Genomic DNA, 23,258 nt, shown 5'->3' on the forward strand with positions numbered 1-23,258 from the left:
CCTCACAAAAACTACGAACCAAAGTCCGTTCTATTCTTAGTTAGCCTGCTTATCTATCAAGATAGCTAAAAAATGAAAAATTCAATAAAAATTGTACTATCATGATAGCATCATCAGGGAACCAGAATCAACCTTTCAAGGGGATTAATTTCCTTAGGTAGTTCATCATCATTAATTTTCTAGATTGTGAGATTTCGAGCCCTAATTCCTTTGTGATAATGCGGAAAGGATCAAGTAATTTATTGAAAACCATAGTATTTTCAATGAGTGCGTGTGTTTCTAATTGATTTTTAAAATGTTCCTCGGTTAGATCCGGTAATGTTGTAATTAATGGGAAATCCAACTCTTTAGCAAGACACTCAGCTTTACTAAATGACATTTTACGATTAAATAAGAGCTTGATGGGTCTATCGAAGTCTTTCTGAATATTTTGTATGTAACTTTTCCAAAGTAAAATATCAATCGAGTTATCTATTACTATCCATAATTCATCCATATGTTTTAAAGTGGCCAAAGTTTCTTGCTGCATTTCACCATTAGGTAAATCCACAAGTACTACATCGTGATATCGAAAAAAATGAAAATAGACATTTAAAAAGTTTTCATCCCAAATATAATTTTTATCATTATCTCCTATTGGTAACCACAAAACGCCCTTATAGTACCAATGTATTTGGCTTATATCCATATTAAGAATGTCTTTATCCTCAAGATGAAAGACTTCCATAAAAGACTTATAATTAATAGGTTTCTCTTCATATCTTTCAATGATATGTTGAAGGTATTTTCCTTTCATACCTTCTATGACAGCTGTTTGAATTTTATTTTCCTGTAAGAATATAGCGTAGTTGATGATAAAGGTGGTCACGCCTATTCGAGAAAGTGGAGACCAGACTCCAATAGTCTGGTTGTTTGGATATGCCTTCCCTTTAAATACATAAGAATTACGCATAATATTTACCTTGTTTTTAGCTTCTTCATAATCAGCAGGCAATTCATTAGACGGATATTCTTCTTCAATGATTAATGGAGGAGAACTATTAACTTCTTCTAAATTTATACTTTCCTCCATCATTTTATCTACTTCATTTCTTGAATCCTCAAGAATGGGTGTATTTGTTTCTTGTAAAGTCACACTACTATCAGTTTTAATTTTATTTTGATTAACAGCAGTATCATTTATTAAATGCTCAGAAGCTATTTCCTTGCTCTTTTTTATATTCTTATTCGTTAAAGTCCATAATAAAATGTCTTTTTTTAAAGCACTCATGTCTGGAAACACTTTAATGTTTGAGTTGGGCAGCTCTTGTTTTACTAATTTGTTCTCGTCTAAAACAAAAATGTCGCATTTAACTCTATCAACATCTGGTAAATTAATACTTGGTGTCATTAATACAACTATTAAATCATAATCCTCTAAATGCTCGATTTGAAAATCTTTCTCTACATAGTTAATGTCGAAGGTTTTATTATCCAGCGCCGCAAATAGATCTGCATTATTAATCGATGTATATATTCTTTTCATACAACAGCTTCTCCCGTTTCAAATAGTCGTTTAATTTTTCTATAAAAGCAGATGACAACGGCAATGATCTATTTTCAATTTTAGTTAAGTAACTCTTACTTATCTTTAATTCTTTAGCTAATTGAAATTGATTCAAATTAAAACGTTTACGTAAGATGATTAGTCTTTCTACATCATCTTCAATAGTGATTTGATTAAATTTCATATTGTTACCCCTCTGTTTACTATTTAAAAACATAAAAAAAACCGCTAAAACAACTCCTATTATTTAAGGAGTATGCTCTAGCGGTTTTCGCTTTTTTTATTTTTTAAGTAATTATAACATAATATAGGTTATATATATATTTTTACCTGCAAGTATAGCGGCACCTGCTTATTTATTTAAAAAGCAAAAGGATTCCCTTCCAAGTTACTTATCCACTTTAATATTAAATTTTTCTCTTATTTCCCCTAATAACTCTTCTACACGACTACGGTCTTTAGGATACTTTTCCAAATACAGATCGCAATCTTCTACTAGATACTTATAAAATGTATCGTAATCTAAAACAAATTGTACATCTTCGTCCACTGCAGGTTCATCGAAATAATAGCAGACTCCTTCTTCTCCGAAATAGTCCTCTTCCCATTCCTCCCAATTACTTGCAAAGACAAAACGGGCATATTCGTCTCCATAACCCATTTCCTTTGGTATGTTCTCTAATATATACATGAATGCTCCATCTCCCATTAAATAGTAGAAGATGCGAATTAATTCTCTTTGTTTTTCCATATCCATTTTAAACCCACCTTTTATTCAATTTTAGGGAAGAAGTTTTTAATTTCGCCTGTTTCCGTGTCGATGAACCCTCTAAAACCTAATCCATTAGAAGCAATTCCATCAACGAATCTACCATTAGAAATCTCGCCACTTTGCATTGCCTCTCTACCCCATTCAAGCAACGTTTCATCCGAAATAACACTTGGGTCATAGACAGTTTTTGGCTGATTAATATTCTTCATTTCACCTGGTATGACATTTCCTTCTCTATCTTCTGCGGGAATTTTATATTTAATTTCATATATCCCCTCAATAAAAGGATGCTTTTTGGTATATACGATGCACTCATCAATATCCCATCCTTTGTCTTTGAACATCTGCATGAAATTATCCAGATTGTGACCTCCCACAATCCCTTTATTACCCTTTCTTACTAGTTTCTCCACTTCTATTATATGCTTTTCATATCCTTCTCTAAAAGCGAAATCATGACCGGAACCTCCGCCCCCTCTTCCAGAAAGCATACTTAGCATTTCTTCTTTCTCTTTGCTAATAGGTTCATGCTTCACTGTAGTACGGGCCTCTAGGTAATCATCTAAGTTGTCTACGCCATTCGCAAACACATAGTTGTCAGATTTTCTAATATTTCTTTTAAAGTTATCCAACCAGGTTTTACTCACATCTAACCCTTGCTTTCCAACCTTCACTGTTTGATTATACGCATTTTGGCCAATCGATTTTGCTTCTTTAGCCATCGCTGGAGCAAGTGGCACAAATGGAATTCCTGCAAATATACCCTGCGATAAACTAGCATACCTTTGTTCATCTGTTAGCTCATTACCAAACATATCCTTGCCGGTTAGATAATCAGATAACCCGTTTGCTGTAACTAGCCCGTAAATGCCCATTTCTGTTTTTTCCAGAGCAGTGAAAGCACCCACTCCTTTATAAGCACCCAATGCATGGTCAGCAGCACCTATTGCTTTAGAAGCGGAATAAATACCTTTACCGCCTTTGACCGCTCTTCCTGCCCATCCTACAACCGGTATAAAACCAGCTATAGCCATAACCCCAGCTACATATTTCTGGCCTTCTGTCAGTTTTTCGCCTGTTACTGGGTCCACACCTTCAGTAGCCCGTTTATAGTCATAATATCCCGTGAATTCACCAGCAAATGTTTTGACTCCATCTAGGAATTTCTCATGCCACGGGCGGTTTTCAAGCTCCCTTGCTTCATCTTCCGCTTTTCTAAAAGTAAGATATTCATCCGTTGCCTTTATCGCATCGCCCTGTACTTGATAAGCATTGCTAGAATGATAGAATTCAGCGTTAAAATGAATCGGAGAGATAGAGGAACCACTTGTTGTGGCCTGTAACAAAGCACTAAACAACGCCCCTACATATCCTTCTTCACCTTCGGAGGATAGATATTCATCCTTCAACTCAGCATCCAATTCCTCTAAAGCATCTAATGTCTTCGTACGCTTTTTATGTTGACTCGTCATTTCATCGTCGAACTTAGAACGAGAAAAAGCTTCTAAATCAATGATATCATCTACTTCTCGAAAAATACTTTCTAATGCTTTTCTTTGCTCAGAGACCATTTCATCTGCTTGCCTTTCCTTTTGAGCCAAATCCTCTTCTAAAAAGGCTACATCAACCCTTGTGTCGCCACCCAGGTCCTTATCCTCTAATCTTCCAACAATCCCTTCATGAAAAGCGATTTGTCGGTCTATTAATCTCTCGAATGCTGCTACAACGTCCAAGTGTCCTTGATAGAATCCTTTGATTGCTTTGGCACCTTGCCCTTCAAAATCTTCCAAATCCACTATCTCTTGGAAAGTAGAACGTATGTCGGTCATTTGTTGTCTTATATTTTTATAATGATGAACTCTTTCATCCATCGCATCCCGTAAACCGGAAGCATCTAATCGTTTCACATTATCTCCTCACCTTGCTAAGGATTTGGTTATGTTTATGTTTATTCCTGTCCTTGTCCTAATTAATCAAGACCAATGAACAATACTACAAAAATGACAAATTAACCCATATCCTATTATTGTAGAAAAGATAAAAGGTCTTTTAAATGAGGAAATAGTTGTGAATTTAAATTTTAGAAATTTAATTTTATTTCTATTAATAATAATAATAAAAGATCATGAGCACATCTAGAAGTATAGGGAAAATAGAATAGAAGTTTACGACAAAGATAGATAGTAAAACATATTTAAGTTGTCACATATACCGATGAATAGTATAATTCCTATATAACTTTTTTATAATTTTTCGTTTTTTTGCAATCCACTCTTTTGGATATGCGGTAACCTAATACACATTGCAGCCTTTGAGGTTGATAGATTTTTTGAATTTCAGCATATTTTTATGCTGTTTTTCTCTATCAAAACCTCAAAGGCTTTTTTGCGTTAAAAAACAAACGAGGATTAGGAGTTATTAATAAACAATTAGAGGAGTGTGTCAATATGACAAATCAAAAAGATTGTACGGACTTAAATGAACTGATGAACAAATTACAAGCACCATTTCCTGCTGAAGATATTGAGTGGCGTGTCCAACAAAGCGGAAAAGGTAACAAAGGTCCATGGGCATTAGTATTAGCCTACGTAAACAATAGAGCTATTCAGAATAGATTGGATGATGTTTTTGGTATAGGTGGTTGGAAAAACAACTATAAAGAATTTCTCCAAGGTATCATCTGTGAAATTAGTTGTAAAATCGGTGATGAATGGGTAACAAAATCGGATGGTAGTGAACAAACTCAGATTGAAGCTCTTAAAGGTGGATTGTCTGCTTCTATGAAGCGAGCAGCTGTTCAATGGGGAATTGGCCGTTATTTAGTGTGAACTGTTCTCGCTCAAAAAGTGTGGAAACACACTATATAAAAGCGAGGGAACATTTATGTTCTAACTGCATGTTTGACTATCGAGACTTGGAAGTGAGTCTTGCAAGAGTATCGTAAACTCTTGAAAAGGTCTAATACTACGGATAGCGATAATAGAAAACCCTATTATTGTTATAAGCCCGTTGAAGTCGGTGAAAATCGAGCCTAAATTCCTTGGAACATGGTTAGAGAAGTAATCGGGATGCCATAAAATAGCTATGGATAGAATGAACCTTAGGTTCTGGCGAATCACTGAATGTACGTGTCGATACGATCCGTTCCATAGAAATATGGAAGAGGTAAACCCATACCTTTTCAGTTGCAGAAATAATAATTAAATATATTAAATCTGCGTATAGGGAATCTCCCCTATTCAACTAATAAGCCAAATTACGATTATCTTATTAGTAACTGACGGCATAAAGGTGAGTCCTAAGGCTATATGCCAAGGCTAGAACATGCGGAACAGTTGAAGTTGGTGAGAATGCAGTACGATGGTTAATTATCGATTCGTGGATATAAGGTATTTATACTGAAATTCCTTTACACCAATGGCAGCAGGGTCATAGTACCGATGAAGGTCATGTAATGTGACTAGAGGAAAGGGCCCAAGTCTAATAATCTAACAAAAGCTAAAATATTCTAGGAATGTGTAACAGTAACCGACTAAACCTTAGAGCAAATTCTCATTAGAGGTGATGCGATTTGGTGCGAGAACTAGAATACAATCTTGAATCAGAAAGAAAACTTAGAGGTACATTAGATGAGCTGTACTCAAAAACAAAACAACAAATGGACAATCAGTTTAGAATTAAACACACATCGCTTCTTGAAATTGTGTTGTCAAAGCCTAACATTATTACTGCGATTCACTCTCTAAAGAGCAATAAAGGATCTCTGACACCAGGTATAGATGGAGTTACAATTCGAGATTACCTTCTACTATCGGAGGAAGAACTCGTTGAGTTGCTTCAGGATAGAATCCAAAATTTCAAGGCACAAAAAATCAAGCGTGTGTTTATACCAAAGGCAAACGGTGGACAACGACCTCTTGGTATCCCAACAATTGAGGATAGAATTATCCAACAGATGATTAAACAGGTATTGGAACCTATACTTGAAGCACAATTCTTTAAATATAGTTTCGGATTTCGACCTGCTAGAACTACTTATCATGCGTTGGAGAGAGTTAAAGTCCTTGTCCATCAAACTGGGTATCATTGGATTGTGGAAGGTGATATTCGTCAATTTTTTGATAAAGTAAACCACAGAATTCTAATTAAGAAGCTATGGAATATGGGTATCAGAGATAGACGAATATTATGCATAATAACGGAATTTCTCAAAGCTGATATCTTCAAATACATCTCGAAAAATGAAATAGGCACTCCACAGGGTGGTATTTTAAGTCCCCTTTTAGCAAATGTATATTTACATTACTTTGACAAATGGGTTACCAAACAATTTGAAGATTTTACACCGAGAAACCAATATTCCAGACACGACCACAAAATACGAGCACTCAAATCTTCAAACCTTAAACCAGGTTATCTAATCAGATACGCTGATGATTGGGTTTTAGTCACTAACAACAAAACAAATGCTTATAAGTGGAAAAACGTTTTTAGAAATTTTCTTTGGAAAGAACTTAAACTTGAGCTATCTGAAGAAAAGACTAAAATCACCAACATTAGAAAAAGGCCTATAGAGTTCCTTGGTTTTGAATACAAGGTTGCTCTAAAAGGTGTGAAAGGTAAGAAGAAGAAGGCTAAAAAGACAAGATATATTAGTCACGTAGCCCCTTCAAAAAAGAAGATTGTGAGCAAAACAAAAGAACTCAGAGCCGTACTTACCTCTCTTGGTAAGAAACTAAACCACAACAAGTTGAGTAATGCACAGCTTTTATTAACTTATAACTCTAAGGTTAGAGGATTAATAAATTATTATTCATATGCTACCGACCTCTCCATCATGGATAAAGAAGGTTTTAAACTAAAAATCAAAACCTATAATATCCTAACTAAACGTGGAGGAGTCGAAAAACCAATTAACGAATGTATCAACCTTGCTGACAAATATCCTGAACGAAGACAGAAAACTTTAGCTATTGCAACCGAAGTTGGTTTCGTTGGGGTAATGCCGTTAAATCTAGCAAAAATGAATGAAAACTTATTTAAGCAAAAGGTTCAAAATGAAACGCCTTACTCCCCTTCTGGTCGATTATTAATCGAAAAAAGAAAAGGAACAAAGGACTTCAGTATCAGACATGATGAGATAACAAGTTTAAACTTCCTAGACAAAATCAGAAAAAATCTAGTTACCTCGCCAAGATACAATTTTGAATATTTTATGAATCGAGCTTATGCATTCAACAGGGATAAAGGTAAATGTCGTGTTACAGGAATCCCACTTGGGAAACATAACCTGCATATTCATCACATTAACCCTAATCTACCGCTAGAAGTAGTCAACAAATTGCCAAACTTGGCTTGTGTTGATAAGAAAATACACATTGCTATACACAATATGGTTGATATGAGTAACATTTTGAATAATAAAGAATTAAAGAAACTGGAACGATTCAGAGAGAAAATACGCGCTTAGCTGGATATTAGATGGAACGCCGTATGAGGTGAAAGTCTCACGTACGGTGTGAACCGGGGGAAAAATCAGTCTTAGCAGGTAACGCTGAAGAATTGATTTACCTATCGGTATTATAAATTAGAAGCCCAGTTTGTGAAGATTGTTGAATGTTCTAATGCTCCCGGAGCAACTTATATTAATGATAAAAAAAATAACGTAAAAGGCTATTGGAATCCACCGCAATTACCTGCATGGGCTTTACCTACGGGTAATAACAATAATAATCCGCCTATTAACAATAACTTTAATAAACAAAAAACAGATGCCTTTACAACTGCTACTAATAAAAAAAGTAACAACGGGGAATTCAATCGTGAGGAAACTTGTAAAAAAATAAACAGTCATCTTACTAGAACAGGACTTCCTGAAAAGTGGTGGTTTAATTTATTTCAACAAGTTAGCCCTAATACAAAATGTCAGAACTACAATGACCTTGTAAGGCTTGCGAACGAAGAGGAACTTAAACGTTTCTATTTTGTAATTAAGCCGGTACACGACCTATTGAATATATCAGATATGTACAAAGTTAGCTTAGAACATGTTCTAGAACAAGTTCAAATTCTTTTACCAAAAGTTAATGTTACGGATCTCACTTCTTGTTTTACTCATGTAGACAAAGATATAGTCAGAGACGTGTTAGAAATGGTAAGAGGTAATATAAGCAATAACCTGGTACAGACAGCTTAATAAAACAATTGGAGACTAAATGAGCACATAGGGATACTTCTCTGATGTGCTTTTTATATGAAAACGATAATAACGGAGGATTTTAAAAATGAAATTTACAATTGCAAAAGAGTTATTAGTAGAGGCATTTTCAAAAGTGGAGAAACCAGTTAAAAAAACTAGTTCTAATCCTATATTACATGGGTTCTATTTCGAAATCACAAAAGAAAAATTAACGGTCATTGGCTCTGATAATGATGTGACTCTACGGTATGAGATACCTGTTGATAATGATCAAATTATTGTAGAAGAGACAGGAAAAACCGTTGTCCCTCCTTCCATTAAGGAAATGATTAAAAAAGTAAAAACAGAATTACTTTTTTCTTTAGAAGGCCACAATCTCATTATAACGCATGGTAAAAAGAGAAAAAATGAATTTAAACTGATTACGTTTAATGCTGATGAGTATCCAAAGCTACCAATTTTGGAAGAGGAAAAACCAACTCTACAATTGAAAGGAAATGAGTTTTTGTCCTTTTTATCTAAGACTGGTTATGCAGCGAGCACTTCAGAAACAAGACCTGTTTTACAAGGTATTTGTCTTGATGTAAAGGAAGATTGTATTAACTTAGTTGCTACAGACTCCCATCGATTAGGACAGATTAAATTGGTAGGAAAAAATGCAGCGAATTTACGTTTAATCATTCCAGCAAAAGTAATAGAGGAAAATAAAAAAGCCTTCGATTTGAAAATGGACGTATTTATCTATTGTCTTAACGATAGACAAGTTGTTTTCAAAAATGGTGATTTATTATTCTATTGTCGCTTATTAGAAGGAACTTATCCGGATACCTCTCGTTTAATCCCTTCTGAATTTACAGCAGAAGTGAAATTAGACAGGAAAGAATTCCTTGATAGCTTTGAATTAGTTAAAGGAGTTTCGGATCAAGCCGACTCTAATAGCCAAGGAATAGTGAAAATAGATATTAAGGATTCTGTTATTCTTTCTACATTTCAAGCTCAAACTGGAAGTGGAAAAGTAGAAATGGAATATGAGTCTTTAGAAGGTGACAATGAGATAAATATTGCTCTCTCTGCTAAGTACATGGTACAAGCTTTGAAAGCGATGGATGATGACTACATTAATTTTAAATATCAAGGTAATATGCGCCCGCTAATTTTAGAACCATGCGAGTCACAACATGATGAAGTGCAGCTCATATTACCAGTGAGATCACAGTGAGAAGAGAGGTAACCCCCCTCTTCTTTTCCTTTAGGAGGATATATGAAATTAGACTTTGCTCAATTAACAAACGCATTTAAGAAAAGTCAAAAAAAAGCAGATGAGTTAAAGAAGTCAGATGCTGGTGTCTCAAGAGCTATCAACTACTTTTGGAACCAATATCCAATAAAGCAGATTGATTTTAGCTCCTTTACTTTAGAAGATGCTAAGAGGGCATTTGACGAATGGTATTATATACCACACAGTGATGAAGATATTGAAGAAATAGAATATAGAAGGCTTGAAAGTAATATGTGGGTCTTATTTACAGATAATGAGTCTGTTGTTGCCCAACTATTTCACGCTAATAAAAATTATGAATATGAAGATGATTTCATATAAAAAGAGGTGTTAGATAAGTGGATATTATTATGGATGGACAAACAAAAGCGGATTATGATTCTTCTCTAACCAATTTTCTAATGGTAAAGATTTTTCATGATGCTGGTGTAGATGTTCGGAGGTTATCTCATTACTTTTTTCATGCAGGTTATACGTATGACCCCTGTGTAGACATTTTGGTACAAGGTTCAAGTCAACTCTTTTCTAATGTAGCGCATTATTCTTGCTACTCTGATGATAAAGAGGATATTGCTCATTGTTCCAAATTACAACAAATATTAGGCTCTCATGCGGAATTTTATATTTGTCTGTCTGATAATCGGATAAATAGAGTAATGAAAAGCGAGGCTGTTTATAGGTTGAAAAGCAGAACAGATTTCCTAATGAAAAAATTGGAACATTCTGAAGCGGAAATTGTATTCGACGAGGAATACGGACTAATAGTCGGATTTCATTGGGAAGGATTTTTGCATGAAATAACAGAGATTATCACAACGGTTCATAAGGAATTAGAACAAATATAGAAAGATAGAGGAATAGAGATGGATTTCATTATACGTATATCTGATGAAATAAATTCATTTGATGGACCTGTTGAGGTCGTTCAATTAAGTACTAGTTTTTCTGGGGAAGTTGCTACTTTACAAGAAATGATAAACATAAATAATCGCATGGTAGAAGGCGCATATAGTATGTCACTCCAGGATGTTTTAGCTTGTTTTAATGAAGCTGCTTCATCTCGAATTGAATCAGAAACACCTATCCTACCTAAAAATTGCGTAAAACATAAATGGATAAGTAAAACCAAAAACCATCAGCTAGTTTATATTGAAGTACCTAAACAACGTTTTGACATGGTATATCAAGAAACTAAAATCAACCAAGTGGGATTTCCAAGACTAATATTTAAATACGAAATAAATAGACAGCGAGTGACACTTTCCAATGTTTATGCTGTTAAAGATCATGAAATGTTAAAGAATGATTCAAAAATTTACTACTTCCCCTTTTCTCATGTTTCTACTAGTGGGCATGTTTGTATGGGAATGAATTCATTCCCCGAAATAAGTGACATTTATAAACTATCAACCTTTCACTTATTATTCTTACAGGCTTCTTTTGGAGAAGATTATGGGGCTAAAACAACATTAGGGCTTAATGTAAGAGACCTATTTAATAAACTCAGCAACCAAGATTTCAACGATGATTGGTTGTTACCTAATAAAGAGGAAACTTTAGAGACTATTTAATAAAAAATTACTGGAGGAATTACTTATGACTAACCAATTTAAACAAGAGGATATCTTTTCAATGTTCGAAATTGAAGATGTAAAGCCGGAGAAAGTGGAATTAGATAAAGCAGGAGAAAAAATGAAGGCTTTTCAGGCAAGAGTAAAAGAGACTAAAACAGAGGCTGCTACAAGTGTTAAAAAGCCAGAAAAGAAAGATACCTTTAAATTAACTGCTAATACCGTGATTCGATATGCTAATAGTGAAATACCAATAACACAGTATTTCTCTTTTGAGGAGATTGAATCAGGCATAGCAAAGAAGAAAAAAGGTGACGAGGAAGTTACGTACAAACCAATTACGGAAGAAGACCTGCGCAAAAAATTAGAAGTCGATTTTCCAATCTTGGTACCAAAATATACAACAATGGTATATGTAGAAAAGCAAGATGTAGTTATTCCCATCATGCAAGCAAAGAAAAATGGCAATACAGATTGTAGTCAAGAGACCTCTTTAAATGAGGTCTCTTCTTTTAGGAAAATACCCTATAATCTCCTATCCGACTTCATTAGAATAGCCCTAAACTATTCAAACCTATATGGGACGGAGGTTTATGCCAATATTTATTACGATTATGATACCAGCGATTTTTTTATGGATTTTCCTAAACAAAGAGTAAATCGAGTATTAGTGACAATTACAGAAGAGGCACATGAAACAGTAATGAAGTTTATTGACCGTCGCTATATGAAAGTGATGGAAATACACTCTCATCATGTTTTCAGTGCTACACCTTCACAAATAGATGATGAAAATCAACAATCCCCTATCCTTTACGCAATAGTCGGTAAAATAAATAACCTGTTTCCTGAAGTGATCGTAAGGACCTTTAATTTGGAGAAACAATCATTTATTAATATTGACCCTGCAAAGGTATTTAGGATACCTGATTATAGACTTGTAGGTAATTATGATACCTCTTTCATAGAGGTGGAGTAATTAATTTAAAAAAATATAAACTAAGAGGAGAATATAAATGAAACAAATTACTATTGAATTTAAGGGTAAAGAGCAGATAAATATTTATTATCATATCGTTATTATTGGAGCGGGTGGTACAGGAGGGTTAGTTATTCAACAACTTGCTCAGATGTTCAGCATGTTTGGCATTTTGGGGAAAATAGTAATAGCTGAACCAGACCTCTTTGAAGAAAAAAATCTTCGCAACCAACTATGCTTACCAAAAGATATTAATAAAAACAAAGCAGATGTTTTAGCACAAAGATACCGGGCAGCTTATCAAATGGATATTGCTACATATACCTCTGGATATGTAGAGGATGTTAAGACAATAGAAAAGTTATATGAAACTACTTATGAACGTTGTAATGGCTATAATACTAAGTATGTGCCAGTCTTAATCTCTTGTGTAGACAATAATTACAGCAGAAAGGTATTCCATCAATTTTTTGAACAAGCGGATGATTTACTATACCTTGATGTAGGCAATGAAACAATTGATCTACCTGAAGATTATCAAACGAGGCCGAAGGAACAATGGTCTGAAGAGGAATTAGATAGATATCATAATTCGGGTTTTACTGGACAACTAGTTTGTGGCTTGAAATTGAGAGGACAAGTTATTACAGAGCCAATAGCATCTATATTCCCTGATATATTAGAGGATAATGATGAAATTGCTCCTCCTTCTAAGCTAAGCTGTCAGGAACTTGCTACAAGCTTACCACAACGATTAATAGTGAACCGTTATTCAGCTATGTCGGTCATTACAATTCTTAATGAAATATTTGAAACTGGTAGCTTATCCACTCATAAGGTGTTTTATCATGCTAAGAAAGCCTTTATGAAAAGTGAACTAATTCACTAATTATTTTAGATGAAAATTTTAAAGCATTAGGTATTTTACTACTTAATGCTTTAAAATTTTTGTGATAATAATAATTCCTTTAATTTATATTTTTTACAGTTTCTTCTATTTCTTCAAGAATCATTTGAATGCTCGGATCATTATCATTTTTAAGTTCATCAATAACTTTCTGTATTAAAGATTTATCTAATACGAATTGTGCAGTTACTACTCTCCATACCGCTTCTGCTGCACGATCCTTTAAATTTTCATTTCCACTTTTTATAAAATTTAATAAATAACCAAAATACTCCTCATGAATACTTTTATCATCTATTAATGAATTGAATGTTTCAATTCCATTTATAATATCATCCATATCCTTACTATTAATTAACTTTCTAGCATCCTCAACTGTAGGAGGTGGAGTTGTTATTAAGTCTTCCTCTTCCTCATGCTCATGTATGTATAAGTGGTCTAGCATTTCTTTAAATGAATTATATATCGGAGTGATTTTATCCTCATCTGACTCTATATATATAACCTTTGGATTATCGCCATGATTATAGTCGAGGGCAATCCAAGTATGACCATCCCCGCTGATTAAAATAATATTACTTTTACTAATTCCCCACTCCTGTTTAAAATAATCTGTTTGCATTATCCCTTTGTCCTTTTTTATTCCACGAAGATTATCTATTTCTAAGAAGTCATCTCCATCCCACCTATTAAAAGCTATTGGCAGTGCATTATAAATAAGTGTTCCACCGTTTTGTTTTTTTAATAGTTTTATGTAATCATCAGGTAATTTAACTCCGAAATAATCTTCTGCCAATTGTATATCATCATCTAACAAATCTTCCAATCTGTATTGTCTTGATTCCACGTCCCAAATATCCATTATTACCATAACCTCCCAAAAAAATGTTGTTTTTTTACATTTTTTATATTAAATTGTAATTCTAGTATTTTTATAATACTACAATCAATTAAAAAGGAGAATATATTTACAAATGAAAAAGATAATTACAGTATTTATGGCAATTGCACTATTTTTTAGTTTGCTTACACCAGCTGGTATAGGTAAAGTTTTTGCTCAAGAAACCAGTACTTCAGATGTAAAAGCTCAAAATGAGGTAAGCATTGATCCACCAGAGGATAATACATATGAAATGACCAGGTATGGATGGATTAAACCTGCAGTAGAAGTTGTAGTAAAAGTGATTAAAGGGAAAAAAAATGTTCAGGTAACACTAAAAAACTCTAAAGCTTGGAAAGTAATTAAAAATGAACATTTGGCAGGAAAGAGACATCCAGTAACTGGTGTACCTTTTGATAAAAATGGTTTCCCTAGATTTAGTGGTCCGAGATTTAATTTAGAACTAAGATATTGGAAGTCTGCAAATTCAACTCAATGGAATAGTATAAAAGGTACAGTTAAGAATAAACTAGTTACTGATGTTATGTTTAGGAAACAATTTTCTAAAAGTGAAATTGATCAAATTAATGCAGGAAAATTACCAAGTACCTTCAGATTACATCACCATCAAGAGGCTGGTTTTCTCCAGATAATTCACAAGGATCTGCATGAGGGAACAGGCCATACTGGCGGAAGAGCTATCTGGGGTACAAAATAAAGAATGAACCCCTTAAATAACTTAAGTATTTAAAATAGTTAAAACTTTCTTAAGTGTTTTAACATACTTGTAGCCAAGTGAACTTATTTATGAATAAGAAAATGTGAATACGGTGAAATAAAAAATAAATATATAGAAATCAAAAGCAAAGGGAGATGCGCTCTCTTTGCTTTTTGTATTACTAATTAAAAGCTTCCTTTTCACTATTTTTATTCAAAATCATCTTTTACTTTATCAATTAACTCAAAGTACTCATTTACAGATGTTATTGTTATCGTTAGTTTAGTGTCTTGGATTAAATTGCTATCTGTTACTTTTTGAATTACTCGATCAATAATAATATTTCTTTCTGCTTCAGCTATATTAGCTTTTATAGAGATATTTAACCTTACTTCATTGAGAACTGTTTTGATAATGGTGATTTCACCTAACTTATCAAATCCATTCCATCTTGTTTTTGTAATCGTCCATAACTCTGCATTCTCATTTATAATATCTGCAGTTATATATGTCTCAGGATTTAGATAGGTCACATTCATCGGATCAGCAAATAAAGTCATTTCCATTTGAGTTTCTTCAACTAAACCTCTTTTATCTCTCTCGTCCAAAAAAGCCCACTTGGAGCCCACAACAGCTGTATTTAGTGCCAAATCCATCAAAAGAGGGTAAATACCTTCATATTCTGTAATAAGCCAACTAGATAGCTTTCTGAATGGTTCATGAGTTATAGTTGATTCGTAATTTTCACCAGTTACTGACCTTAACAAGTCTGGTATTTGCTGTGTAAGAATACCAACAGGTTGTTTAAGGTTGTCATCTGGTATTTCTTCTTTAGCCAAATTTAAAATTTCTACAACAATAAAGTATCCGTTAAAAATTTGCTGAGTTATTGTTTGAAACAATTCATCTTTTAAACGTTCTTTATCTTCGTCCTTCACTCTTTCAACAAGCGTTAAATTATAGTAACTAAGTAAGTTAGATAATTCTTCATTTATACTACTATCGTTTTGATAATGTGCTTTCAATCTATTTTCAGTGTAGTTATAGATTTCTTCCGTAGTTAAATTTGTCATTTTTTCATCCCTCTATTTTTTATTCTTTTACTTCAAAAGGTGGAGATAGATCATCACTACTGTACTTCCAAGAACCGTTCTCTTTTACAATGGTGGTTATGAAATACTCTTCGCCTTTAGTACTTAATACTTCTCTATAAAAATATCCATTTCTACCTAATCGGTCTAATACTGGCTGTGTAACTTGATAAGATTCTCCATGGGTGTTCTCCTTTAGATATGCATCTTGGATAGATTTATAAATTGCTACTGCATCTTCTTCTTGTGGTAAGTTCTTTTTTAATTCCTCCGTTCCGTATGTAGTCATAAATTGATAATATGTCTTAGAATCAAGCTGTAGGGTTTGAAACTTATATAAAATGTCTGCAGTATATTGTGCAAATTCCTCTACATCTGTAAATTGTTCTTTTGCTTCTATTTCCTTATTGGTCGTAAGCAAAGTTACTTCTTCTTTATCCATCTCATCTATAACTTCTTCCATAGGTTTGGCCTGTTCTTCGTAAAACTCTTGTAGTTCCTTTTCGGATTGCTTGTTTTCTTCTCGGTTCTCTTCTTTTTGCTGACTTTCTTTAATTTTTTTCGCTTCTTTGACTAGCGGATCACTATTCGAACAACCAGTAAGAATTAAACCTGAAGCTATAATGCTGCTTATCAATAACGGAGTTACTTTCATATCGATATCTCCTCTCTAATACGTTTTTTCTCACTTTCTGTAAGAAAAGTTATTAACTCAGCTATGTGATATGCTGGTAACTTCCCGGCAACGTTTTTAAAGTAATCTTGCACATTCAAGATATTTATTTGATTTGATTTAAAAATGACTGGAACATCAATATGTCTAGATATACATATTGAAATAGATTTTAAAAAGGCTTTATCTATTGTAGTAGGGATTGAGATATAAAACTCTTCTCTTGTTCCAAAGAGTATATTGGCCAATATTATGGCTTCCATGTTTATAAGATTGTAATCCAAAACAAAACTAAATATCTTTCTTTCATCTTTATACCATTGCTTTGTCATGGAAACTAACTCCTCGCAATGATGAATAATAAATACCCTCTTCTTCGCCAAAATTGTGATGTCTTCTTCAAGACTATAATCCCTTATTAAACTCAACAGATAAGGAGTTCTCCTTATATCATATGGAACTCTTAATTCCACCTTTGAAGCAAAAGGGTCTATATAACCTTCACTCATTAAAGCAGCGAGGACTAAATTCTTAAGAAATCCCCTTCTTTTGCTAACCATTTGACTTATCTTCTCCCAACAAAAAAACCCAGAATAAGCCCTGGTCTGTTAATCTTAATAGACCATGCTGCTTATTCTGGGTTTTTCCCATTAAAGTATTTTATTAATTTAAAGTATACACTACAAGGTAAATTACCATCAATATGTTTTTTCACACAGTACTTTCTGTGATGAATTTTAAATAAGAAGATGCAGTATTTTCTTCAATACCTAATCTTTTTGCAATTGTTTGCAAAGATTCTCTTTCTTTTGTATACATATAAAGAGCTAAGGATTTTCTAAAGATAGTCAGATTTAAATTTTCTCCAAAATTGAAATCAGAAGAAATAACCTTTAAATGATTAAGAATGGTCATTAACTGAATTGGACCAAACTCCTCGTGGTTATTACTATCTTCCCTTTTTGTATAAATTTTTGATGTAAATACAAAGTCCGAACTATTAAATAATGTTTGGTTATAAAATTCAATAAAAATACTCGCTTCGTTTTCTGTAAGAAGAATGGTTTTATGTTTCAATGTAATTTCAACTTGATCATCTAAATGACTAATTAAAACATCTTCTTTTTTAAATAAAAAGTCTGAATATTTAAGTCCCTTAAGTGCTAGTAAAAAAATTGTTTTTCTAACCATTGGATACTCTTTATGAGATAGTATTGGTTCCAATTTATTAGTAAGTTCTTCGTAGAAGGTTTTGACTTCAACTCGTTTTTTAATCTTTAAACTCTTTATTTTCACAGCAGGATCTACAGGTACCTTATCTATTTCCCATAAGTAATTAAAGAATGATTTAATTATTGTCAGTTCCTTATTAATTGTCGAAGAACTTTTTTCTTTTTCCTCTTGAGCTACCATATAGTCTTTAATATCTTTTGAACTAATTTGAAAGGGCTCCTTATTTTCTGGATAAAGAATAGTTAAATAAGAAAAGAATTGTCCAATAACTTTTTCATAACTTATAAGTGTTTCCCGACTATATCCTTTATTCTCCAAATGTTTAATAAATCCATATGGCATTTAACTCTCACCCCTTTTGTCCATCGTTTTATTAAAAACCATATCAACAAAAGGATTGAGCTATATACTCTCATCCTTTTATTCTCATTTTTTTAAAGATTATCTAAACCTTCTTTGATGATATCTACCAAATATTCTTCGAAAGAAGGATATTCATCAGTGTACACTGGTTTGCCATAAGGAGTATAGCAAACCACTGGACATTCTGAATCGCCATTCATTTCATTAGTATTTAGGCAATATATAAATTCATGTACATCCTCTATTACAATAAATCCTTTAGGTAAACCATTTTTTAGAAGCCTCTCCGTATATCCAACAACGGTAGTCTCATCTGGTGGTTCGTATCCAAAAATCGACCTACCTAACATTTCAACAAATCCATATCTGACTAAATATTGCTTATAACTTTTGGGTAATGTTACGTTCAACATGTTTTCCAAACTTAGTACAGTTTCTTCTTTTATGCCTTTTCCTATAGTATACTCCTCTGGATAATTAAGAAAAAAGGCATTAATTATATCATTCAAGGATTTTCACCAACTATATTTTAATACTAGTTATTTTGGATAAAGCCGTAAAACTATTGGGGGAATTATCTTTAAGCATAAGGAAAACTACCTCCTTTTGCAAGTTCAGCAAATGTTCAATTCTTTGCTTAGGAATTTGTTAGGCTTTTATGTTGATTAAATACATAAGAATGCCCCAGGATCCAGGATTCCCCTCGGTCTTTTTGTGTTTCTTGTTAGCTTAAGTGTAATAATTCACATACTCAATATCTGTTGGAACAAAAAATGCTGCCATTGGCAGCTGTTATTGAAATTTAATTTACTTCTAACCAATCTTTAAAAACTGAATTATCCTCTAGTTTAAAGTAATATTTAGTAAATCGAATAAATTCTTCTGAATCTATCTCTTTAAACTTATAATTATCATAGTATGTCTTTAAGAATTTTTCGGCCTCTTTGATTCCACCCCTTTCTTCAAACAGTTTCCATAGCATTGCATTGGATTTCCCATAGATATATGAACTTTGATTACTCTGATCGTACTGCTCCAAAGATAAGTTAACTGGTAAAGGTTTTAGCCGTTTTATCATTTCATATAAATCGCTATAAGGTACATCTTCATTAGATTTCGAATAAAAATATAGGCCCGTAGCAAACTCAGCAAATCCTTCATCCAGCCATGCTTCGTGGTATGGATCATTGCTAATTACTCCATAAAACCACTGGTGAGCTATTTCGTGGACGACTGTCGATTTTAATAAAGTAGGGCTCAACTTATCAAAATCACCAATTGTGTATGCTGTAACAACCCCAGGATATTCCATACTCTTCCCATCCAACACGATATCTAATTGATTGTGGGGATAAGGCCCAATTGTTTTTCCAAAATATGCAAACGCATCTGAAGCTATGTCAGATATCTCCTGAGAGAGTTCTTTATCATCACCATATCCAAAAACTCTAATATCCGTGTTTTCTACTTCTTTTTCGATTAGAAAATGTTCCTTCAAAATTGCTATAAAAAAGTCTTTAACATTATTTGCTTGTAATGTTCCAACTTTTTTAACTTCTTTGGGGTCGTTTGGACTTGAAGAAACTAGCGTATAATCTATTGGCAACTTGTAGGTAACATTAAAGTCACTAAAATTAGTATGATACGTCTCTCCTTTAAACCTATAATCTTCTTTATTCCATGCCTTATTCCTATAGGTAGCAAGCATAGGGTAAAACTGAGCCAAGTAATAGTTCCCATTATTCTTTGTATATCTCAAGCCTTTGTCTGGAAGAGTAAGATTGTATGTAAAGCTGACATTCACTTCACTATTTGGAGATAATTCATTATTTAAATCTATTTTCAATGTATCTTGTTCTAATGAAAAATCTACTGTTTCTCCATCTGTTTCAACTGTATGAATTTTAACTATTCCTGGATAAGCAGAAGATTGACCTAAACTATCTAAGGTCTGTTTGGTAAAGATATTAGGAATAAAATAAAAAACCAAATTATTCCAAATATCCTCAGATTTATTTTGTACATTTACTTTTGCTTTTACTTCAAATTCTTCCTTTTCACTCATTACAATGTTTAAATCATATGAAGCCTGATTACCTGCGGGTACTGTTTTTGGAGTAAATGACTTTTCAACTACTTCAGTATTGTTGCTAAGCTCTACCTTATTTACTTTTAATAGCTGTAAGCAAAAAAATAAAATTAATACTGAAAAGAAACTTAAATATACGTATTTAATAGCTTACTTCCCCCCTCGAATTCAATTACATAATATATGCATTCTCTTCTCGAGTTGGAAATTCCTGTATAATCTAATTCAAAAAATATTTCACTATTCTGCCCTGTTTCTCCCCTAAGAGTTTTTTCATTTCTTACAGGAATGCTGCTCCGATAGCTACATTAGAAAAAGGCCTCCTTTTATTAAAGGAGAGCACCCGTTATAATTAAACTTTTTTTACCATTCGTACTTGTTTTAAGGTATGTCCATCGAACTCTACATCAGATTCTTTAATAATTTCGAACCCTTTAGCTCCATAAAAGTTCTTGCCAATCTTATTATCTCTTTCGACGTTTATATAAATTTCTTTTATACCTATTAATTCTTTGACTGCTTGTTGTATCAAAGCAGTACCTATCCCTTTACCTTGGAATTCTGGATAAAGATAAATAGCCGCCAATTCGACCTTTCCACCATCCCTTACTATGGAATAGTTTGCAAAACCAACAACTTTCCCTTCAACTTCAGCAACATAAACAATAGAACGTTCTATACGTAGTTTCATACTTTCATCACTGTAATTTAATTTTAGGAAGTTTTTTTGTACTTCTAAGGGAATTATGCCCTCATAAGTGGCATTCCAAGTTGTTTTAGCTATGCTTTGCACTTGTTTTGTATCTTCGTAGCGCATCTTACGAATGGTAATATTCATCTAAATCCCCCTTTAAAATCTGTATTAGACTAAAAAGTATAAATTCCCATTTCAACTCCCTCAGATTGATATATAAGGAAGGTACTCTACATTTATTACAGGAATGCTGCTAATTTAGTGCCAGATTATAAAATAAGCATTAACCCCTTCTTGAAATTAATGTTTTTCACTCTTTATAATATTTCTCTTATAATCCTCTATAAGATTATCTTATTAATAGCTTTTTCTAAATCATTACGGGTTAGCAAGAGTTTATTTTTAAGATCTTCATTTTCAAATGAACTATCCAAATAAAACTCTGCAAAAGATTGATCCCTGTACCTTGGTACAACATGCATATGAAAGTGAGATAATTCGCTAAATATTCCCCCATTTTGGCAAATGGTTATTCCATCTGGCTTATACAGATTCTTAATAGCTTTTGAAATTATCCTTGATGCTTGTATGACATAGTTTCCTGTAGTCTCATCAAGTTCATCTACATCTTCATAGTGCAATTTTGGTAAGATCAGAACGTGTCCTTCATTATATGGATCATGGTCTAAAATACAACAAACATATTCATTCTCATAAACAACATTTACTGGCAGTTGCTTATTTGCCAAACTACACCCTAAACAACCCATCTCAAATCACCTACTATTTGTTAATCACCATTTAAAATAGATATATTTTTTAAAAATTAATCAAGAGCTAATAGAAATATTCCATAAATGATGGAGAGTTTCCTTCTTAAGCTAAACTGCCCTTATAGTTCCACAAGTACATACGTAAAAGAAACTCCTTGGATGAATAAAAAAATGACACTATTATAAATAGCATCACTATTGTATACAAAAAAATTATCTGCTTAATAATATTAGTCTGTACTTTAACTGTCTGATGTCATATGCATATCTGATTTGTGACATAAGCCAAATAATAAATAATATCCCACTGAAAGTGAATAAAGTTATTGGATAAGCATAATACCAATCAGGGATATAACGATGAACAATAAAATAGTTTCCTACCTCGTAACCTTCACTAACAGTGAACAATTCCTTATTATCTCTAGAATCTATTGAATTGCTAGGAAACAAATACTCAGCATCTTTTAAATCTAAGTCATAGTATGAAATGTCAGTGTTTTCATTTCTTTTTGGGTATATGGCGACATTTTCAAAAGTATGAAACTCTTTATTAACTCCTTTAATAGAAGTTTCAATCTCTATAAGTTCTTTTTGAGAAAGCTCTTTATAATTATCTAACTTGCCAACAAATTGATCACGAAATTTTCCATATTCAACTTTTTTTGAATCAGCTATATGTAAGCTTATTAATCCCCCAATAAGAAACAAAAAACAAGTATAGATTGTAGCTCTAACTATTTTATTTGAACCTAGATAGTGCATTTCTTTCCCCTCCTACATCAATCGTCATGGAATAATATATTCTCCTTATACACACGAAAACCTTCTCGGATGGAAAATTAATACCAAATTAAACTGTTCGAAAAATTCATCAAAACTATTACCCAATGTCGCACTTTTTTTCTAATAAGATGCAACATCAATTAGAATTTCTTCTTGAGCTAATGCTGCCACGATAGTTCCAAATGAGATATAAGAAATAATGGCATTAATCCTTATTGGATTAACGCCACGTTAGTAGTTCGATAACAACTTTAATTAATAAATATATCTAAAAGTCTCATTTTTTCCATACTTAATAACTGTTTGAAATTCCTCTCCACCATTTTTATCCTTTAATAAAGCATCCATCTTAACATCTTTAATATTGTAATGTCTCTTATTCAGAAAGCCCACACTTCGAATAGTTGGATGGTCTAAAATTGGTGTTAAGTCACCATCTAAGACATTAGTATTAACAAATCTAAAGTCAATTAGGTTAGGAAATTGATGTAAAAAATTCAGATTCTCAAGATTACCACAAGAAGTAAGACATAAAACACGAAGATTCTTCAGAGATAATAATTCTTCGCTTGGTGCAAATTTCTTTGATTGATTAATATGTAAATGTTCTAGCGTATCGACTAATCCAGACAGACCAGAATCATTTTGTAATTTAGTACAATAATGTAACTCTAAACGCTTTAATTTATTCATTTTTACTATACC

At 32.9% G+C, this 23,258-nt stretch carries 25 protein-coding genes; 10 read left to right on the forward strand and 15 right to left on the reverse strand.

Annotated elements, in window-relative coordinates; translation table 11 throughout:
• Nucleotides 1–127: 127 nt before the first annotated feature.
• From MKX82_RS29010 to MKX82_RS29025, 4 genes are all read right to left on the reverse strand, one after another.
• On the reverse strand, nt 128–1,525 hold the full coding sequence (locus MKX82_RS29010; protein WP_341082182.1) for a hypothetical protein: 1,398 nt from the start codon (nt 1,523–1,525) through the stop codon (nt 128–130).
• A complete protein-coding gene (locus tag MKX82_RS29015) occupies nt 1,500–1,730 on the reverse strand; it encodes a helix-turn-helix domain-containing protein (RefSeq protein WP_192486567.1) in 231 nt (76 codons plus the stop codon). The genes MKX82_RS29010 and MKX82_RS29015 overlap by 26 nt, the downstream gene beginning before the upstream one ends.
• Nucleotides 1,731–1,934: 204 nt before the next feature.
• Nucleotides 1,935–2,303, reverse strand: coding sequence for a ribonuclease toxin immunity protein CdiI (gene cdiI, locus MKX82_RS29020; RefSeq protein ID WP_192486568.1), 369 nt, complete (start codon nt 2,301–2,303; stop codon nt 1,935–1,937).
• Between the two features lie 14 nt (nt 2,304–2,317).
• Nucleotides 2,318–4,225, reverse strand: coding sequence for a T7SS effector LXG polymorphic toxin (locus tag MKX82_RS29025; protein WP_341082187.1), 1,908 nt, complete (start codon nt 4,223–4,225; stop codon nt 2,318–2,320).
• 540 nt (nt 4,226–4,765) lie between these two features.
• On the opposite strand from MKX82_RS29025, the gene MKX82_RS29030 reads away from it, so the two are divergent.
• The 9 genes from MKX82_RS29030 (at nt 4,766) to MKX82_RS29070 (ending at nt 13,235) form a co-directional block, all read left to right on the forward strand.
• A complete protein-coding gene (locus tag MKX82_RS29030; RefSeq protein WP_341082189.1) occupies nt 4,766–5,146 on the forward strand; it encodes a Rad52/Rad22 family DNA repair protein in 381 nt (126 codons plus the stop codon).
• Between the two features lie 746 nt (nt 5,147–5,892).
• Nucleotides 5,893–7,788 carry a group II intron reverse transcriptase/maturase gene (gene ltrA / locus MKX82_RS29035; protein WP_341082190.1) on the forward strand — a complete coding sequence of 632 codons (1,896 nt, stop codon included), beginning with the start codon at nt 5,893–5,895 and terminating at the stop codon, nt 7,786–7,788.
• Between the two features lie 132 nt (nt 7,789–7,920).
• Nucleotides 7,921–8,514: a hypothetical protein gene (locus MKX82_RS29040; RefSeq protein ID WP_341082191.1), complete on the forward strand. Its 594-nt coding sequence runs from the start codon at nt 7,921–7,923 to the stop codon at nt 8,512–8,514.
• Between the two features lie 88 nt (nt 8,515–8,602).
• Entirely contained in the window at nt 8,603–9,736 is a 1,134-nt protein-coding gene (gene dnaN, locus MKX82_RS29045; RefSeq protein WP_341082193.1) for a DNA polymerase III subunit beta, read from the forward strand.
• Between the two features lie 42 nt (nt 9,737–9,778).
• On the forward strand, nt 9,779–10,117 hold the full coding sequence (locus MKX82_RS29050; protein ID WP_341082194.1) for a hypothetical protein: 339 nt from the start codon (nt 9,779–9,781) through the stop codon (nt 10,115–10,117).
• A 17-nt stretch (nt 10,118–10,134) separates the two neighbouring features.
• Complete coding sequence (locus MKX82_RS29055; RefSeq protein WP_341082196.1) at nt 10,135–10,641, forward strand: hypothetical protein; 507 nt, start codon at nt 10,135–10,137, stop codon at nt 10,639–10,641.
• Between the two features lie 18 nt (nt 10,642–10,659).
• Complete coding sequence (locus MKX82_RS29060) at nt 10,660–11,367, forward strand: hypothetical protein (RefSeq protein WP_341082198.1); 708 nt, start codon at nt 10,660–10,662, stop codon at nt 11,365–11,367.
• 25 nt (nt 11,368–11,392) lie between these two features.
• A complete protein-coding gene (locus tag MKX82_RS29065; RefSeq protein ID WP_341082200.1) occupies nt 11,393–12,346 on the forward strand; it encodes a hypothetical protein in 954 nt (317 codons plus the stop codon).
• A 37-nt stretch (nt 12,347–12,383) separates the two neighbouring features.
• Nucleotides 12,384–13,235 (forward strand): ThiF family adenylyltransferase, encoded by an 852-nt coding sequence (locus MKX82_RS29070; protein ID WP_341082201.1) that lies wholly within the window; start codon nt 12,384–12,386, stop codon nt 13,233–13,235.
• A gap of 79 nt (nt 13,236–13,314) precedes the next feature.
• On the opposite strand, the gene MKX82_RS29075 is transcribed toward MKX82_RS29070, so the two are convergent.
• Nucleotides 13,315–14,115: an SMI1/KNR4 family protein gene (locus tag MKX82_RS29075; RefSeq protein WP_341082203.1), complete on the reverse strand. Its 801-nt coding sequence runs from the start codon at nt 14,113–14,115 to the stop codon at nt 13,315–13,317.
• A gap of 112 nt (nt 14,116–14,227) precedes the next feature.
• Here MKX82_RS29075 and MKX82_RS29080 point away from each other — a divergent pair, with 112 nt between their 5' ends.
• On the forward strand, nt 14,228–14,851 hold the full coding sequence (locus tag MKX82_RS29080; RefSeq protein WP_341082205.1) for an HNH endonuclease: 624 nt from the start codon (nt 14,228–14,230) through the stop codon (nt 14,849–14,851).
• Between the two features lie 209 nt (nt 14,852–15,060).
• On the opposite strand, the gene MKX82_RS29085 is transcribed toward MKX82_RS29080, so the two are convergent.
• The 10 genes from MKX82_RS29085 to MKX82_RS29130 form a co-directional block, all read right to left on the reverse strand.
• Nucleotides 15,061–15,924, reverse strand: coding sequence for a hypothetical protein (locus tag MKX82_RS29085; protein ID WP_341082206.1), 864 nt, complete (start codon nt 15,922–15,924; stop codon nt 15,061–15,063).
• Between the two features lie 19 nt (nt 15,925–15,943).
• On the reverse strand, nt 15,944–16,597 hold the full coding sequence (locus MKX82_RS29090) for a hypothetical protein (RefSeq protein WP_341082209.1): 654 nt from the start codon (nt 16,595–16,597) through the stop codon (nt 15,944–15,946).
• Nucleotides 16,594–17,175 carry a hypothetical protein gene (locus tag MKX82_RS29095; RefSeq protein ID WP_341082211.1) on the reverse strand — a complete coding sequence of 194 codons (582 nt, stop codon included), beginning with the start codon at nt 17,173–17,175 and terminating at the stop codon, nt 16,594–16,596. Before MKX82_RS29095 ends, MKX82_RS29090 begins: the two co-directional genes overlap by 4 nt.
• Nucleotides 17,176–17,326: 151 nt before the next feature.
• Nucleotides 17,327–18,190, reverse strand: a complete 864-nt coding sequence (locus MKX82_RS29100) for a tyrosine-type recombinase/integrase (RefSeq protein ID WP_341082213.1) — start codon at nt 18,188–18,190, stop codon at nt 17,327–17,329.
• Between the two features lie 92 nt (nt 18,191–18,282).
• Entirely contained in the window at nt 18,283–18,720 is a 438-nt protein-coding gene (locus tag MKX82_RS29105) for an SMI1/KNR4 family protein (protein WP_341082215.1), read from the reverse strand.
• 293 nt (nt 18,721–19,013) lie between these two features.
• The gene (locus MKX82_RS29110; protein ID WP_341082216.1) at nt 19,014–20,276 is read right to left on the reverse strand and encodes a M1 family metallopeptidase; all 1,263 of its coding nucleotides are present in this window, start codon (nt 20,274–20,276) and stop codon (nt 19,014–19,016) included.
• Between the two features lie 376 nt (nt 20,277–20,652).
• Nucleotides 20,653–21,138 (reverse strand): GNAT family N-acetyltransferase, encoded by a 486-nt coding sequence (locus tag MKX82_RS29115; RefSeq protein ID WP_341082218.1) that lies wholly within the window; start codon nt 21,136–21,138, stop codon nt 20,653–20,655.
• A gap of 197 nt (nt 21,139–21,335) precedes the next feature.
• Nucleotides 21,336–21,764, reverse strand: a complete 429-nt coding sequence (locus MKX82_RS29120; RefSeq protein WP_341082221.1) for an HIT family protein — start codon at nt 21,762–21,764, stop codon at nt 21,336–21,338.
• A gap of 216 nt (nt 21,765–21,980) precedes the next feature.
• On the reverse strand, nt 21,981–22,532 hold the full coding sequence (locus MKX82_RS29125) for a hypothetical protein (protein WP_341082226.1): 552 nt from the start codon (nt 22,530–22,532) through the stop codon (nt 21,981–21,983).
• A gap of 276 nt (nt 22,533–22,808) precedes the next feature.
• Nucleotides 22,809–23,258, reverse strand: a 450-nt coding sequence (locus tag MKX82_RS29130) for a hypothetical protein (protein ID WP_341082229.1), incomplete at its 5' end; no start/stop codon positions are given.

The sequence above is a fragment of the Niallia sp. FSL R7-0271 genome, from assembly GCF_038005785.1.
Taxonomy (GTDB): domain Bacteria; phylum Bacillota; class Bacilli; order Bacillales; family Cytobacillaceae; genus Niallia.

Bases quoted from the DNA above. Each gene is read 5' to 3' on its own strand.
- MKX82_RS29010 (WP_341082182.1), bottom strand. From the start codon at position 1,525: ATGAAAAGAATATATACATCGATTAATAATGCAGATCTATTTGCGGCG.
- MKX82_RS29015 (WP_192486567.1), bottom strand. From the start codon at position 1,730: ATGAAATTTAATCAAATCACTATTGAAGATGATGTAGAAAGACTAATC.
- cdiI (WP_192486568.1), bottom strand. From the start codon at position 2,303: ATGGATATGGAAAAACAAAGAGAATTAATTCGCATCTTCTACTATTTA.
- MKX82_RS29030 (WP_341082189.1), top strand. From the start codon at position 4,766: ATGACAAATCAAAAAGATTGTACGGACTTAAATGAACTGATGAACAAA.
- dnaN (WP_341082193.1), top strand. From the start codon at position 8,603: ATGAAATTTACAATTGCAAAAGAGTTATTAGTAGAGGCATTTTCAAAA.
- MKX82_RS29050 (WP_341082194.1), top strand. From the start codon at position 9,779: ATGAAATTAGACTTTGCTCAATTAACAAACGCATTTAAGAAAAGTCAA.
- MKX82_RS29060 (WP_341082198.1), top strand. From the start codon at position 10,660: ATGGATTTCATTATACGTATATCTGATGAAATAAATTCATTTGATGGA.
- MKX82_RS29065 (WP_341082200.1), top strand. From the start codon at position 11,393: ATGACTAACCAATTTAAACAAGAGGATATCTTTTCAATGTTCGAAATT.
- MKX82_RS29070 (WP_341082201.1), top strand. From the start codon at position 12,384: ATGAAACAAATTACTATTGAATTTAAGGGTAAAGAGCAGATAAATATT.
- MKX82_RS29075 (WP_341082203.1), bottom strand. From the start codon at position 14,115: ATGGATATTTGGGACGTGGAATCAAGACAATACAGATTGGAAGATTTG.
- MKX82_RS29080 (WP_341082205.1), top strand. From the start codon at position 14,228: ATGAAAAAGATAATTACAGTATTTATGGCAATTGCACTATTTTTTAGT.
- MKX82_RS29085 (WP_341082206.1), bottom strand. From the start codon at position 15,924: ATGACAAATTTAACTACGGAAGAAATCTATAACTACACTGAAAATAGA.
- MKX82_RS29090 (WP_341082209.1), bottom strand. From the start codon at position 16,597: ATGAAAGTAACTCCGTTATTGATAAGCAGCATTATAGCTTCAGGTTTA.
- MKX82_RS29095 (WP_341082211.1), bottom strand. From the start codon at position 17,175: ATGGTTAGCAAAAGAAGGGGATTTCTTAAGAATTTAGTCCTCGCTGCT.
- MKX82_RS29100 (WP_341082213.1), bottom strand. From the start codon at position 18,190: ATGCCATATGGATTTATTAAACATTTGGAGAATAAAGGATATAGTCGG.
- MKX82_RS29110 (WP_341082216.1), bottom strand. From the start codon at position 20,276: ATGAGTGAAAAGGAAGAATTTGAAGTAAAAGCAAAAGTAAATGTACAA.
- MKX82_RS29115 (WP_341082218.1), bottom strand. From the start codon at position 21,138: ATGAATATTACCATTCGTAAGATGCGCTACGAAGATACAAAACAAGTG.
- MKX82_RS29120 (WP_341082221.1), bottom strand. From the start codon at position 21,764: ATGGGTTGTTTAGGGTGTAGTTTGGCAAATAAGCAACTGCCAGTAAAT.
- MKX82_RS29125 (WP_341082226.1), bottom strand. From the start codon at position 22,532: ATGCACTATCTAGGTTCAAATAAAATAGTTAGAGCTACAATCTATACT.